Here is a 14719-nt window from a genome sequence, read left to right as displayed (position 1 = left end):
GTAACCCGAGGCTGTGACATATAGCTCAGCTCCGCTGTTAATTTCCATTGGCAAGGCTGCGAAACACCCCATAAACTGGACATATGGCCAAAACGTACGTCGGCGCACGGCTCCGCCAGCTGCGCACCGAGCGGGGGTTGAGCCAGGTCTCGCTGGCCCAGAAGCTGGAGATCTCGGGCAGCTACCTGAACCAGATCGAACACGATGTGCGCCCGCTCACCGTGCCCGTGCTGCTGAAGATCAGCGAAGTCTTCGGCGTGGACGCGACCTTCTTCTCCTCCGCCGACGACACCCGGCTCATCGCGGAGCTGCAAGAGGTCGTCATGGATCAGGAGCTCGGCATCGAGGCCGACACGCAGGAGATCGCCGACATGGTCTCGGCGCACCCGAGCCTCGCCCGCGCGATGGTCGCCATGCACAACCGCTACCGCAACACCAGCGCCCAGCTCGCGGCCGCCACCGAGGACCGCTTCGCCGACGGCGCGGGCAGCGCCACCATCAGCAAGCCGCACGAGGAAGTGCGCGACTACTTCTACCAGCGGCAGAACTACATCCACGAATTGGACACCGCCGCAGAGGAACTCACCGCCCGCATCCGCTTCCACGGCGGCGACGTGCCGAGCGAGATCGCGCGCAGGCTGCGCTCGCACGACGTGAAGATCACCGAGCGCATCGATCTCGGCGAGGGCGTGCTGCACCGCTACGACACCGAGTCCAGGGTGCTGGAGATCGCTCCACATCTGTCCGGCGGGCAGCGCACCTTCAAGCTCGCCGCCGAACTCGCCTACTTCGAATGCGGCGATCTGCTCGAAAAGCTGGTGGAAGAGGGCAATTTCGCGTCCGAGGACACCCGCAAGCTGGCGATGCTCGGCTTGGCGAATTACTTCGCCGCGGCGACCGTCCTGCCCTACACGCACTTTCACGAGGTGGCCGAGGACTTCCGCTACGACATCGAGCGGCTCTCGGCGTACTTCACCCAGAGCTACGAGACCATCTGCCACCGGCTGTCCACCCTGCAACGGCCCAGGCTGCGCGGCGTTCCGTTCTCGTTCGTCCGTGTCGATCGGGCGGGCAACATGTCGAAGCGCCAGTCCGCCACCGGTTTCCACTTCTCCTCCAGCGGCGGCACCTGTCCGCTGTGGAACGTCTACGAGACCTTCGCCTACCCCGGCAAGATCATGACCCAGATCGCGCAGATGCCCGACGGGCGCAAGTACCTCTGGATCGCCCGCACCGTCGAGCGGCGCGCGACCCGCTACGGCCAGCCGAGCAAGACCTTCGCGATCGGCCTCGGCTGCGAACTGCGCCATGCGGGCCGGGTCGTCTACGCAGACGGCATCGACCTCGACGAGGTACAGGCGACCCCGATCGGCGCGGGCTGCCGCGTCTGCGAGCGCGCCAACTGCCCGCAGCGCGCCTTCCCCCCGCTCGGCAAGGTGCTCGACATCAGCGAGCACCGCAGTTCGGTGTCGCCTTACGTGCTGAAATGAATTCCGCCGCTTTGATCTGAAAGCTTTCATTTCGAAGCGATGTGCGTCGATTACTGCATGTTTGCGCTGTACGCCTTACAAATCCCTGGTGCGCCAAAGAAATTGCGTTTCTGTCGGCGGCCGGTGTTAGTGTCGCCGCCGAGAATGCGATGATGCGTTCCGTACACAAGGGGAATTCTGTTGATTATCAAGAAGTTCGCGGTTACTGCCATGCTCGCGATCGCGGCGACCGGCATCGCGAGCAGCGTCACGTACGCCGCGCCCACGCCGGAGAAAACCAACCAGTCTGGCACCGAAAGCGGTGTGGCGTATCAGATTTCACGATCCGAGGACGGAAAGACCCTGACCGCGCAACTGGATGGCGGCACCTTCGCCCTCACCCAGACCGCGCTCACCGTGAAAGACAAGTCAGGCACGGTCGTCGCGGCCGTCCCGCTGAAGGTGACGATCGACGGCGCCGACAGCGTGGAATTGCGTCCGCAACTGAGCACCGACGGCACGAACCTCACCGCGTCGCCGATCGGTTACTGGAGCAAGACTTCGCCCAAGCAGCGGAATATCGAGGCGGGCATAGGCATCGGCGCGGCGCTCGGCGTCTTCGGCGGACTCTTCCTCGGCGTCGCCCTCACCCTGGTGACCATGGGCCTGCTCGCTCCGATCGCGCTGCCGGTCGGCGTCATCGCGGGCGTGATCGTGGGCGGGGCGATCGGCGCGGGGATCGCCGCCTCCATCCCGGCGTCGGATCGGCCGGATCAGTGGGAGTACACGCCCGAGTGCTGGCAGGGTTACCACCACACCTACTGCTGGTAATCACGCGACTGTGGGTGCTCGATTTGGTGCTTGGCCGAGTTTTGCGGCGGGTGCTTGTAGTCGACAGCTCACAGATCGAAGCGGCACTCGGTGTTCGGATGGGTGCGTAGCTGGGTTTTCGGGCGGCGGGTCCTGTTGGTCGACCGTGGCCAGTGCACACCGTTCCCAGTGGCTTCGCCTACTCAGCGTCTCCATTTGGTGCTTGGGTTTTCGGGCGGCAGCTACGGGTGGTCGACGGTTTCCACGGCTGCCTCTTCAGTGTTGCTGCGCCGACCCAGGTATTCGCCTGGAGCCCTGCTTGGTTTTGTGCGGCTCCGTGCGTGCGGTTGACGGTTCCCAGTGCCCACCCTTCGCAGTGCGTCCGCCTACCCAGGTATTCCTCGAACGGTGCTGGGCACGTCGCCTGCCGTACCCGGCTTACCTCCCGCAGTCAGGTGCGCGAGGCAGGCTTCCGGCCAGGTCGACGGGTTCTGGTTGCGTCCAGAAAGCGGCACCTGAAAGAGAGCCCTCCCCGCGTCAACCCCGCAACCACCATTTCTCTCCCGTCGATAGAGAAATGGTGGTCGATGCGGATCGACGGTAGTCAAATGGTGGCATTCGAAGATCAACTAGCAACCATATGACTCCCGTCGATTTCCACCACCATTCGACTACCGTCGATTCGGCCACCAACCGGTCCTGCACGAACACCTGGGCGCATCAAACCCCGCCCCACCAGCACCACAACCCCCAACAACCCCACCATTGGCCATTCCACACACCGTCTGCACGCCTCGCATAGGCACCGCCTGTGTGAGGCGTACGGAAAGTGTGTGTCGCGGCAATGACGTGCATCCCCAACTCGCACATCCAAAGAACGCAACCACAGCCGGTCGACCACGCCGGAAGCCGAACACCGCGCACCCGACGGCGGGAGGTAAGCCGGGTACGGCTCTCAACGCCACCAGCACCGTTAGAGGCAAACCCGGGTAGCCGAACATAACTCGCAGGCGCGCAACCGGAACCACGTCACCCAACCCACCCCAACACCCCACCGAACGAAACCACCCAACGCCACCTCCCCCAAACGCAACCACAGCCAGCCGACCCGCCCGAAACCGCAACAACACGGCACCCAACAGCGGGAGGTAAACCGGGTACCCCACCCCACGCGCCCAGCACCGATCGAGGAAAACCTGGGCAGCCGAACGTGACTCGCAGGCCCACCACCGGAGCCACGTCCACCAACGCGCCCACAGGACCGACCGGACGCAACCCCCTGTCACAGCGACACCGGGCCACAGCGAAGTCCGACCGCGCCGCCGCCGGAGCGGGCGCTGCCTACCCACACCAGCGAAGGGCTCGAACCGACCGAGTACCGGAACGGCCGGGCACCCACAACTTCGGAGTGCCCGCAACCGCCCGCCTCAGAACGCCGCTTCGTCCATCTCCATGATGTCGTTGTCGATCGCCGCGAGAACATTCCTGGTCGCCGTCAGCTGCGGCAGCACGTTCTTGGCGAAAAAGCTTGCCACCGCGACCTTTCCGGCATAGAACGATCGATCCTTGGCGTCCGCGTCGCCTGCCAGCGCGGCGGCGGCGATCTCGGCCTGGACGAGCAGTCGCCAGCCGATGAGCAGGTCGCCGACGGAGAGCAGGAAGCGCACCGAGCCGAGGCCGACTTTGTACAGCTCGGCGGGTGACTGCTGGGCCGCCATCACGAATCCGGTGAGCGTCGCGGCCATCGCCTGCACATCGGCCTGCGCGGTGCGCAGCAGTCCGCGCTCGGTCTCGAAGCGCCCGCTCGGGGTGTCGAGGAAGGCGCTGATACGGCCGTCCACGTGGGCGAGCGCGGCGCCCTTGTCCCGAATGATCTTGCGGAAGAAGAAGTCCTGCGCCTGGATGGCCGTCGTGCCCTCGTACAACGAGTCGATCTTGGCGTCGCGGATGTACTGCTCGATCGGGTAGTCCTGCAAGTACCCCGAACCACCGAGCGTCTGAAGGGATTCCGTCAGGTACTGGTAGGCCCGTTCCGAGCCGACGCCCTTCACGATGGGCAGCAGCAGATCGTCCACCCGATGCGCCATTTCGGCGTCCGCGCCCGAAACCAGCTGCGCCACATCGGCGTTCTGATGGGCGGCGGTGTAGAGGTACACCGCACGCAGCCCCTCGGCGTACGCCTTCTGCAGCGCCAGCGAGCGGCGCACGTCCGGGTGGTGGGTGATGGCGACGCGCGGCGCCGCCTTGTCCGCCATCTGGGTCAGGTCCGAGCCCTGCACGCGCTGCTTGGCGTAGGCCAGCGCGTTCAGGTATCCGGTCGAGAGGGTGCCGGAGGACTTGACGCCGACCATCATGCGGGCGTTCTCGATCACCTGGAACATCTGGGCGATGCCGTTGTGCACGTCGCCGACCAGCCAGCCCTTGGCCGGGACCGCGCCGCCGAAGGTCAGCTCGCAGGTCGGCGAGGACTTCAGGCCCATCTTGTGTTCGACGCCGGTCACGTAGACGCCGTTGCGGTCACCCAGCTCGAGCGTCTCGTGGTCGAACAGGAACTTCGGCACGTAGAACAGTGACAGCCCCTTGGTGCCGGGCCCCGCGCCTTCCGGACGGGCCAGCACCAGGTGGAAGACGTTGTCGGCCGTAGCGCCGACGTCGCCGCCGGAGATGAAGCGCTTGACGCCCTCGATGTGCCAGGAGCCGTCCTCCTGCGGGATGGCCTTGGTGCGGCCCGCGCCGACATCCGAGCCGGCGTCCGGCTCGGTCAGCACCATGGTGCCCTGCCAGCCCTTCTCGTAGCCGAGGGTGGCCCAGTGCCGCTGCTGCTCGGTGCCGACGTTGTACAGCACCGACGACATCACCGTGCCCATGCTGAAGAAGCTGGCCGACGGATTGGCGCAGGTGATCATCTCGTTGACCGCCCAGACCACCGCGTTGGGAGCGGCCGTGCCGCCCATGCCCTCCGGCATGCCGAGCCTGCCCCAGTCGGCCTCGCGCACCGCGGCGACCGTCTTGCGCAACGGCTCGGGTACGGAGATCTCGAAGGTGGTCGGGTCGTAGACCACGGGCTCACGGTCGGCCGCGACGAAGGAATCCGCGACCGGACCCTCGGCGAGGCGCTTCACCTCGGCGAGGATCTCGCGCACTGTGTCGGAGTCGAGGTCGCCGTAGGCGCCGGTATCGAGGAGTTTGTCGAGTGCGAGCACCTCGAAAAGGTTGAATTCGATGTCACGTACGTTCGCCCTGTAGTGCCCCACCTGGTCCTCCTCGACTCGTGCGCCGTGGTCCGCCCACGCCATGCTCCGGCGCTTCTGACGATGTACAAAACGCAGCCTGCCGCAACGGGAATCGGCTACGCAACCGTAGGGAAAACCGGACCGGACGCAGCCTGGCGAAGTGGCGCCGATGACCTGCGGCGGCCACAGCAAAACCTGCGGCGGCCACAGCAAAGGCGACGCAGCCGCGCACGGATGCGAAGCGAACCCGGGTGTATTACGGTCCGGCTACGGACCTCACGCCGGTTGACCGGATGGTTGCGAAAAGGTTTCACACGGGCGAAACATCGGCAACGGACTCGTCACCGAGAGATATTCCGGCGCAACAACTCCTGTCTACTCTTCGCACCACGAATACGCGTTGTATACACCCCGGTCGACAGCCGTGACCGGGGCAAATGCGGCGTATTCGGCGTGGCGCAGCCAGCGCCGCCACACACCGGACGAAGTGAGAGGGTTCCGCCCGATGTCAGATTCCCCTGCCGCTCATCGGCATCGTTCCCGCCTGATCAGAGCACTGGTCGCCCCGACCGCGGTGGCGCTCGCCGGCCTGTTGCTGACCGCCTGCGGCGCCAAGGACGACGCCGCGACCGGCTCCAACGCAGCATCCTGCGTCGACACCTCGGCGAGCACCATCAAGGTCGGTTCGCTGCACTCGCTGTCGGGGACCATGGCCATCTCCGAGGTCACCGTCGCCAACTCCACCAAGCTGGCCGTCGACCAGATCAACGCCGCAGGCGGCGTGCTGGGCAAGAAGATCGAGCTGGTGCTCGAGGACGGCGCTTCGGACCCGAAGACCTTCGCGGAGAAGGCCGAGAAGCTCATCAGCTCCGACTGTGTCGCCGCGGTATTCGGCGGCTGGACCTCGTCGAGCCGAAAGGCCATGAAGCCCAAGTTCGAAAGCCTCAACTCGCTGCTCTACTACCCGGTCCAGTACGAGGGCCTGGAGGACAGCAAGAACATCTTCTACACTGGCGCCACCACCAACCAGCAGATCGTGCCCGCGCTGGATTACCTGAAGCAGAAGGGCATCAAGTCCCTGTACCTGGTCGGCTCCGACTACGTCTTCCCGCAGACGGCCAACCGCGAGATCAAGGCGTACGCCGCGGCCAACGGCATCGAGATCAAGGGCGAGGACTACACGCCGCTGGGCTCCACGGACTTCTCGACCATCGTGAACAAGGTGCGAAACGCCAAGGCGGGCGCGGTCTTCAACACCCTCAACGGTGACTCGAACGTGGCGTTCTTCCGCGAGTACACCAACGCGGGCCTGAAAGCCGCCGATATGCCGGTGGTTTCGGTGTCCATCGCCGAGGAAGAGGTCGCGGGCATCGGCGCGCAGAACATCGCGGGCCAGCTGACGGCGTGGAACTACTACCAGACGGTCGACACCCCGCAGAACAAGGCGTTCGTCGACGCGTACAAGGCCGCCTTCGGCGCTGACAAGCCCACCTCGGACCCGATGGAAGCCGCCTACGCCTCGGTCTACCTGTGGAAGAACACCGTCGAGAAGGCCAACTCGTTCAAGGTCGAGGACATCCAGGCCGCGGCCGACGGCGTCAGCTTCGAGGCCCCGGAGGGCCTGGTCACCATCGACGGCTCCAACCACCACATCACCAAGACCGCCCGCATCGGCGAGATCCGCGCCGACGGCCTGATCTACACGGTGTGGGACTCCGGCAAGCCGATCCAGCCGGACCCGTACCTGAAGTCCTACGACTGGGCCAAGGGCCTGTGACAACTGTCGTCCGTTCGGTGCGGGGCGGCCGGTTCGCCGGTCGTCCCGCACCGGCCTGATTCCGAGGTGACCACAAATGGACGTGTTGATCGGCCAGCTCTTCACGGGGTTGAGCCTGGGATCGATTCTGCTGCTCGCCGCCCTCGGCCTTTCGCTCACCTTCGGTCAGATGGGCGTGATCAACATGGCCCACGGCGAATTCATCATGGCCGGCTGCTACACCACCTACGTCGTGCAGAAGGTGATCTCCTCGGTCGGGGTCTCGCTGCTGGTGTCGCTGGTGGTCGGGTTCCTGGTCGGCGGCGCGCTGGGGGCGGCGCTGGAGATGGGCCTGATCCGATGGATGTACGACCGCCCGCTGGACACCCTGCTCGTCACCTTCGGCGTCGGCCTGGTGTTGCAGCAGTTCGCGCGTGACCTCTTCGGCGCGCCCGCCAAGAACGTGCTGGCCCCCGAATGGCTCAGTGGCGGGGTCACCATCATGGGCGCGGTCGTGCCCAAGACGCGCATCTTCATCCTGGTCCTCGCGGTGCTCGCGGTGACCGTGCTGGCCGCGGTGCTGAAGGCGACACCCCTCGGCAGGCGCATTCGCGCCGTGGTACAGAACCGCGGCCTGGCCGAAACCAGCGGCGTCTCCAGCCGTTTCACCGATATCAGCACTTTCTTCATCGGCTCCGGCCTGGCCGGCGTCGCGGGCGTCGCACTGACCCTGATCGGCTCGACCAGCCCCACCATCGGCCAGAGCTATCTGATCGACGCGTTCCTCGTGGTGGTGATCGGCGGACTCGGTCAGATCAAGGGCACGGTGATCGCGGCGTTCGCGCTCGGGCTGCTCAACTCCTACATCGAATACGAGACCACCGCGTCCATCGCCAAGGTCATCGTGTTCGTACTGATCGTCATCTTCCTGCAGGTCCGCCCGCAGGGCCTGTTCACCGTCCGGACAAGGAGTTTGGCATGACCACGCTGACCAGACACTGGCGTGAGCGCTCCTCGCTGACCGTGCTCGGCGGTTTCGCACTCGCGGCGATTCTGCTGTTCGCGGTGGCCCCCGCGGTGCTCAGCGACTTCCGGCTGAACCTGCTCGCGAAGTTCCTGTGCTTCGCGATCGTGGCCGCGGGCATCGGCCTGGCGTGGGGCCGCGGCGGCATGCTGACCCTCGGTCAAGGCGTGTTCTTCGGCATCGGCGCGTATCTCATGGCGATGCACCTACAGATGACCGACGCCGCGCGGCTCGGCAACGACGTGCCGGAGTTCATGGAGATCGCGGGTATCCGCGAATTGCCGGGATTCTGGCAACCTTTCGCGTCCGCGCCGGTCGCGATCATCGGCATTCTCGTGCTGCCCGCCGCGGTCGCGGCGCTGCTCGGCTACGGCGTGTTCAAGCGACGGGTCAAGGGCGCCTACTTCGCCATCCTGAGCCAGGCGCTGGCCGCCGCGCTGGCCATCCTGCTCACCGGGCAGCAGGCGCTCGGCGGTTTCACCGGGCTCTCGGATTTCCGCGCCTTCTTCGGTTTCAAGCTCTCCGACCCGGTCAACCGGCAGATGCTGTTCTTCATCGCGGCGGGCACGCTGCTGGTGGTGGTGGCACTGGTCCGCCAGCTGATGCACAGCCGTTACGGCGAATTGCTCGTCGCGGTGCGCGATCAGGAGGAGCGGGTGCGCTTCCTCGGCTACGACCCGGCCAACATCAAGATCGTCGCGTACGTGGTCGCCGCCTTCTTCGCCGGCATCGCGGGCGCGCTGTTCACGCCGATCGTCGGCATCATCTCCCCCGCCGACATCGGCGTGGTGCCCTCCATCGCCTTCCTGATCGGCGTCGCCATCGGCGGGCGCACGACACTGCTCGGTCCGGTGCTCGGCGCGATCGGCGTCGCCTGGGCGCAGACCGCGTTCTCCGAACAGTTCCCGTCCGGTTGGACCTACCTGCAAGGTGTGTTGTTCATCGTCGTCGTCGGATTCGTCCCGGCGGGTCTCGCGGGCGTCTGGCCGATGCTGAAGGGCTTGCTGGAGAGCAGGTTCCGACGCCCGGGCTCGGGCACGCCCGCCACGGTGCGCGCGAGCGCGCCGCCGGACGACGCCGTGCCTGCCGAGGAGAAGATCGCCGAGGAGAAGGTGGAATCCCGATGACGACATCGACGAGTGAACCCAAGCTCGGCGGCAACGCGGGCATGGACAGCGAGTACCTCGAAATCCGCGGTCTCTCGGTGAGTTTCGACGGCTTCAAAGCCGTCACCGACGTGGATCTGACCGTGCTGCAAGGCGATCTGCGCTTCCTGATCGGACCCAACGGCGCGGGCAAGACGACGCTCATCGACGCGATCACCGGCCTCGTCCCCGCGACGGGTTCGGCGCAGAAATCCGGCACCGAACTGCTCGGCAAGAAGGTGCACCAGATCGCCCGCCTCGGCGTCGGGCGCACCTTCCAGACGGCCAGCGTGTTCGAGCAGCTCAGCGTGCTGCAGAACCTGGACATCGCGGCGGGCGCGGGCCGTTCGCCGCTGACACTGTTGCGCAGGCGCAAGTCGGTGCTGCCGAGTATCGAAGAGGCGCTGGAGATCACCGGTCTCGCCGCCCTGCGCGACCAACAGGCGGGCGTGCTCGCGCACGGCCAGAAGCAGTGGCTGGAGATCGGCATGCTGCTGGTGCAGAACGCCGCCGTGCTGCTGCTCGACGAACCGGTCGCGGGCATGAGCGCCGAAGAGCGCGAGGAGACTGGAAACCTGTTGCGCCGCATCGGAGCCGAGCGCGTCGTGGTGGTGGTCGAGCACGACATGGACTTCATGCGCTCGTTCGCCACCTCGGTGACCGTCCTCGCGGGCGGCCGGGTGCTCAGCGAAGGCACCGTCGAGCAGGTGCAAGCCGATCCGCGGGTGCAGGAGGTCTACCTCGGCACCGCAGCGGCCATCGGCACCGAGCTCGAAGACGAAACCACCGTGCAGAACAAGGAGTCCGCCGATGCTTGAACTGGTCGACGTCCACTCCGGCTACGGCCGGACCGAGGTGATTCACGGTGTGTCGGTGACGGTTCCGGACGACAGCGTGGTGGCGATCATGGGCCACAACGGCGCCGGCAAGACCACGCTGTTGCGCACCGCGGTCGGATTGGTCGCCACCAGGTCCGGGCGGATCACCTTCGACGGCGAGGCGATCACCAAACTCTCGCCCTCGCGCCGGGTCAAGCGCGGCATCGCGTACGTGCCGCAGGGCCAGCAGAGTTTTCCACAGCTCACCACCGCGGAGAACCTCCAGGTGGTGGCCGACGGGCGCAAGCGCGGCAAAGCGCTGATCGACGAGTCGCTCGATCTGTTCCCCGCGCTGCGAGAACTGCTGAGCCGCAAGGCCGGTCTGCTCTCCGGCGGTCAGCGGCAGCAGCTGGCCATCGCACGCGCCCTCATCACCGAACCCAAGCTGCTCATTCTCGACGAGCCCACCGAGGGCATCCAGCCGTCGGTGGTGGCCGAGATCGAGCGCACCATCATTGAATTGACGGCGCGGGGCGGGTTGAGCGTGCTGCTGGTCGAGCAGCACATCGGTTTCGCTCTGCAAGCGGCGCAACGGTATTACGTGCTGCAATCCGGCCGGGTCACCTCCACCGGCGACGGCGGAGCGGGCGCGGAGACCGAAGTCCGCTCGGCGATGGCGATCTGAGGGCCGTTCAGCAGTCGGTCTGGAACGGGTAGCAGTCGCGCGGCTGATACGGCGGCGGGGACGGGGCCACCGTAGCGGACGTGGTCTCGGGCCCCGAACCGGTATGCGGCTCGTCGCGCGCCACCGCCGTGGCGACGACGCCGAGCACCACGAGCATGCCGATCACGGCCGCCGCGACGACCGCCCAGGTCGCCGCGTGCTGGGTGCGGGTCGGCGGCCTCGGCGGCGGCGGGGCGGGCGGCGGGGGCGCGACGTCGGCGACGGGCAGGTGCGAATGCACCGCCAACTCGTCGAAACCGTCGGCGATCAGCTCGGCCCGCGAGGGCGCGGTCGCGCCGAGCGCCGTGGCCGCCGAGATTACCCGGTCCGCGCTCCAGCTGCGCGGCCCGGCCGCGAAACCGTCCAGGTAGATACGCAATTCGGTGGCATCAGGCACATTCGCCACGACGACGTCGATACCGGAGCGCAGATTCGTCCGCGCGGGGCGCACCACCACGCCACGGAACGGAATCAGCGCGACCACGCCGCACACGTGGCCCGGATCGATCAGCGCCCGTTCGAGTTTGCTCTTGACCGCGTACACGGCCTGCTCCAGGCGTTCGACCGGGTTCGCGGCGCTCTCGTCGTCGAAATCGGCGGGGTTGTCGCTGATGGTCCACGACTCGTCGTCCGACACGCCGAGAATGCCGCTCTGGCGCCGCCGGAACCCTCTGACCTCGACCACGGTGATCCCGCGCGGCGTGATCACCACCGCATCGATCTGACGAGTTCCGTTGTCTCCCACCTGCGCGTCGACCGCGGCGAACGCGGTCGACGGATTGGCCCGCAGGCAGTCCACGAATTCCTGCTCGGCACCGGAGAGCTGCGCTCCGGGCCTGATCTTCACCAGCATGTGCCTCGACCCCTGATCGACCTGTTCGCACTCGCGGCGCAGCCCGCCCACGGCCCCGACGGTCCGCACCGGTACTGATGATGCCGGTCCGCACCCGCGAAAACCACTGGAAAGCGGAAAGCCCGGGTAGGCTCGACTCTCGGTCCGGCGCTGGGCGACCGGGCCGACCACGATGGCGGGGAGGCCCTCACCGCGCGGAAGGCGGAAGCATGGTTTCGATGTCGCAACCACGAATCGCACCGGGACGTCTCAAGGAACTCGGGCCGGTGAATTGGGCTGTCTGGCAGGTGCTCTCGCGCGCCGCGGGCACCTCCGACGCGCACCTGTTCAGCACGCTGGGCCGCACCAAGGGACTGTTCCGCGGCTGGCTGCACTACTCCGGGCGGCTGATGCCGGGCGGACGGCTGCCGCGACACGAATCCGAGCTGGTCATCATTCGGGTCGCCCACCAGCGCGGCTGCGAGTACGAGATGGACCATCACATCCGGCTCGGCCGCCGCGCGGGCGTCACGCCCGAGATCCTGGAGCGGCTGCGTACCGGGCCCGCCGATCCCTACTGGACGGACAAGCACCGCACGCTGCTCGAGGCGGTCGACCAGCTCGTGGCGACCCGCGACATCGACGACGCCACCTGGGCTCGGCTGGCCGCGTACTACGACGAGCGCAGCCTCATCGAGATCGTGCTGCTGGTCAATCAGTACGAGGGGCTGGCCTCGACCATCACCGCCCTGCGCATCCAGCGCGACGGACTGTGAGCGCGCACCGATTCTCGATCGGTCGCGCCGGAACGGCCAGTCCGTAGGTGTAGTTCACCATCGGCTGAGGCCGAGTTCGGTCGCGACGGCACACACGGTGACTGCGTTCACATCGGCGATGCGGAGGGCGGCTGCCACTACGGCGTCGAGCTCTTGTCGACCGTTGGGCTGCCGCCACGACGGGCGGGACGCGCCACAGCGCTCCGGGGTTCGCGCTGGGTCGCGCGCGTGATCCAGCTCATAGTGCACCCCTCGGGAAATTTACCTACAACGTACAGCGTACTAAGTATAGAGTTGTTTCGCGTCCCCGAGGAGGACCCATGCGTATCACCGCTTCCGCCATCTCGCTCAACGTCGCCGACCCGCAGGCCTCGGCGAAGTTCGTCATCGACCACCTCGGGTTCACCGAGAAGATGTCCGCCGACGGGTTCGTCTCGCTGGAGCGACCGGACGCCGGGATGAACCTCATCTACCTGCGCACCGGGCTGCCGACCTTCAAGCCCACGAGCGCGGCGGGCAGCGCGGGCGACGGGTTGCTCGTGGTGTTCGTGGTCGACGACATCGACGCCGAGTACGCGCGCCTCCGGGGCGAGGGGGCGCCGATCGTGACGCCCATCGAGACCGAGGAGTGGGGCGAGCGGTACTTCCAGATGTCGGACCCGAACGGGATCGTCATCCAGCTCGTGCAGTGGGTATGACGACGAACGCCGGTGCGCGGTCCACGAGCGTGGATCGCGCACCGGCGCAAGAATTCTCAGGTCAGGAGAGGGCGGCGCGGAAGACCTCGACCGCCGGGGTCGACGGACGGCCGAGCAGCTTCTGCAGGTCGCCGGAGTCGACGTCGAGCACGCCGGCGGCGATGCCGGTGTCGGCGTCGGCCAGCGCCTTCGCGTACACGGCGGGCAGGCCGACCTGTTCGAGCACGGCCGCGTAGTCCGCCTCGGCGAGGTTCTCGTACCGCACCGTCTTACCGGCGGCCTCCGAAATGGACTGCGCCAGTTCGGCGTAGGTCAGCCGCTCGTCACCACCGAGCTCGTAGACCCGGCCCTCGTGACCGTCGGTGGTGAGCACGCGCGCGGCGGCGGCCGCGTAGTCCGCGCGGGACGCACCGGCCACCCGGCCCTGCCCCGCCGCGCCGTGCAGCACGCCGGATTCCACCGCGTGCGCGAGACCGCCGAGGTAGTTCTCCCAGTACCAGCTGTTGCGCAGCAGCGTGTACGGCACGGTGGACTCGGCCAATACCGCCTCGGTGCCGCGGTGCTCCTGCGCCAGGATCAGCGGGTTCTCGGTGGCGCCGGGAATGCTCGTGTAGGCGAGCAGCTGTACGCCCGCGCGCTCGGCGGCGCGAATCACGGTGGTGTGCTGCGCGACTCGCTCACCGAACTCGGTGCCGGAGATCAGCAGCAGCCGGTCCACGCCCGCCAGCGCACGGTCCAGCGCGGCGGCGTCACCGTAGTCGGCCCGACGCACGTCGACGCCACGCTCGGCCAGGTCGGCGACCTTCTGCGGATCGCGCACGATCGCGACGACGGGCGCTTCGCCCGCGCGCAGCAGTTCCTCGACGACGAGCCGGCCCAGCTGTCCGCTTGCCCCTGCGATGGCGACGGTCATGACTTCCTCCAGAGTTCTGTACTGATCTGCTCGTACTAACTATTAGTAAGCACTATGCATTCCGCAGACACTTTGGTCAAGGCGGGTACTATCGAGGACATGGACACCCAGCGCATTCCGTCGGCGGACACCGACGACCCCACGCTGGAAGCCGACGTCTTCGCGCGAAACTGCACGTCGCGGCCAGTTTTGCAGAATGTGACCAGCCGCTGGGGCATCCTCGCCATGGTGGCGCTGCGGGAGGGGCCGTACCGATTCAGCGCGCTGCGCAGGCGCGTCGACGGTGTGAGCGAACGCATGCTCTCGCAGACATTGCAGGCCCTGGAGCGCGACGGCATGGTGCATCGCGAGGTGCAGGAGACCATCCCGCCGCGCGTCGAATACACCCTCACCGAACTCGGCGCCGAGGTGGCCGACCAGCTCGACGCGCTCATTCAGGTGGTGGAGACGAACATGCCACGGGTCCACGAGGCCCAGGCCGCCTATCACCGCGATTGATCGCGCCCGCCGGGAACGACCGC

13 protein-coding genes are annotated in these 14719 nt (G+C 66.9%); 10 read left to right on the top strand and 3 right to left on the bottom strand.

All coding sequences use genetic code 11. From position 1 onward, the window contains the following. Positions 1-83 precede the first annotated feature (83 nt). Both ramB and AC3ERS_RS28915 read left to right on the top strand, forming a co-directional pair. Positions 84-1490 (top strand): acetate metabolism transcriptional regulator RamB, encoded by a 1407-nt coding sequence (gene ramB, locus AC3ERS_RS28920; protein WP_431971264.1) that lies wholly within the window; start codon positions 84-86, stop codon positions 1488-1490. Positions 1491-1670: 180 nt separating this feature from the next. Continuing rightward, positions 1671-2300, top strand: a complete 630-nt coding sequence (locus AC3ERS_RS28915; protein WP_431971263.1) for a DUF8020 domain-containing protein — start codon at positions 1671-1673, stop codon at positions 2298-2300. A 1406-nt stretch (positions 2301-3706) separates the two neighbouring features. Here AC3ERS_RS28915 and AC3ERS_RS28910 read toward each other — a convergent pair. Beyond that, positions 3707-5533 carry an acyl-CoA dehydrogenase gene (locus AC3ERS_RS28910; protein ID WP_431971262.1) on the bottom strand — a complete coding sequence of 609 codons (1827 nt, stop codon included), beginning with the start codon at positions 5531-5533 and terminating at the stop codon, positions 3707-3709. 484 nt (positions 5534-6017) lie between these two features. Here AC3ERS_RS28910 and urtA point away from each other — a divergent pair, with 484 nt between their 5' ends. From urtA to urtE, 5 genes are all read left to right on the top strand, one after another. Further along, on the top strand, positions 6018-7289 hold the full coding sequence (gene urtA, locus AC3ERS_RS28905; protein ID WP_431971261.1) for an urea ABC transporter substrate-binding protein: 1272 nt from the start codon (positions 6018-6020) through the stop codon (positions 7287-7289). A gap of 76 nt (positions 7290-7365) precedes the next feature. After that, positions 7366-8250, top strand: coding sequence for an urea ABC transporter permease subunit UrtB (gene urtB, locus AC3ERS_RS28900; RefSeq protein ID WP_431971260.1), 885 nt, complete (start codon positions 7366-7368; stop codon positions 8248-8250). After that, positions 8247-9419: an urea ABC transporter permease subunit UrtC gene (gene urtC / locus AC3ERS_RS28895; RefSeq protein ID WP_431971259.1), complete on the top strand. Its 1173-nt coding sequence runs from the start codon at positions 8247-8249 to the stop codon at positions 9417-9419. The genes urtB and urtC overlap by 4 nt, the downstream gene beginning before the upstream one ends. Beyond that, positions 9416-10255 (top strand): urea ABC transporter ATP-binding protein UrtD, encoded by an 840-nt coding sequence (gene urtD / locus AC3ERS_RS28890; protein ID WP_431971258.1) that lies wholly within the window; start codon positions 9416-9418, stop codon positions 10253-10255. Before urtC ends, urtD begins: the two co-directional genes overlap by 4 nt. Continuing rightward, positions 10248-10940 (top strand): urea ABC transporter ATP-binding subunit UrtE, encoded by a 693-nt coding sequence (urtE, locus tag AC3ERS_RS28885; RefSeq protein ID WP_431971257.1) that lies wholly within the window; start codon positions 10248-10250, stop codon positions 10938-10940. Before urtD ends, urtE begins: the two co-directional genes overlap by 8 nt. A 7-nt stretch (positions 10941-10947) precedes the next feature. Here urtE and AC3ERS_RS28880 read toward each other — a convergent pair whose 3' ends face one another. Further along, the gene (locus AC3ERS_RS28880) at positions 10948-11901 is read right to left on the bottom strand and encodes a nuclease-related domain-containing protein (RefSeq protein WP_431971256.1); all 954 of its coding nucleotides are present in this window, start codon (positions 11899-11901) and stop codon (positions 10948-10950) included. A gap of 140 nt (positions 11902-12041) precedes the next feature. Here AC3ERS_RS28880 and AC3ERS_RS28875 point away from each other — a divergent pair, with 140 nt between their 5' ends. Next, complete coding sequence (locus AC3ERS_RS28875) at positions 12042-12587, top strand: carboxymuconolactone decarboxylase family protein (RefSeq protein WP_431971255.1); 546 nt, start codon at positions 12042-12044, stop codon at positions 12585-12587. Between the two features lie 320 nt (positions 12588-12907). Further along, the gene (locus tag AC3ERS_RS28870; protein WP_431971254.1) at positions 12908-13285 is read left to right on the top strand and encodes a VOC family protein; all 378 of its coding nucleotides are present in this window, start codon (positions 12908-12910) and stop codon (positions 13283-13285) included. A gap of 61 nt (positions 13286-13346) precedes the next feature. Here AC3ERS_RS28870 and AC3ERS_RS28865 read toward each other — a convergent pair whose 3' ends face one another. Beyond that, positions 13347-14198 carry an SDR family oxidoreductase gene (locus tag AC3ERS_RS28865; RefSeq protein WP_431971253.1) on the bottom strand — a complete coding sequence of 284 codons (852 nt, stop codon included), beginning with the start codon at positions 14196-14198 and terminating at the stop codon, positions 13347-13349. Positions 14199-14297: 99 nt separating this feature from the next. On the opposite strand from AC3ERS_RS28865, the gene AC3ERS_RS28860 reads away from it, so the two are divergent. Continuing rightward, a complete protein-coding gene (locus tag AC3ERS_RS28860; RefSeq protein WP_431971252.1) occupies positions 14298-14696 on the top strand; it encodes a winged helix-turn-helix transcriptional regulator in 399 nt (132 codons plus the stop codon). Positions 14697-14719 lie beyond the last annotated feature (23 nt).

This window comes from Nocardia sp. bgisy134, from assembly GCF_057708325.1.
The sequence above is the reverse complement of the archived record's forward strand: the minus strand, read 5'-3'. Positions and strand labels throughout refer to the sequence as shown.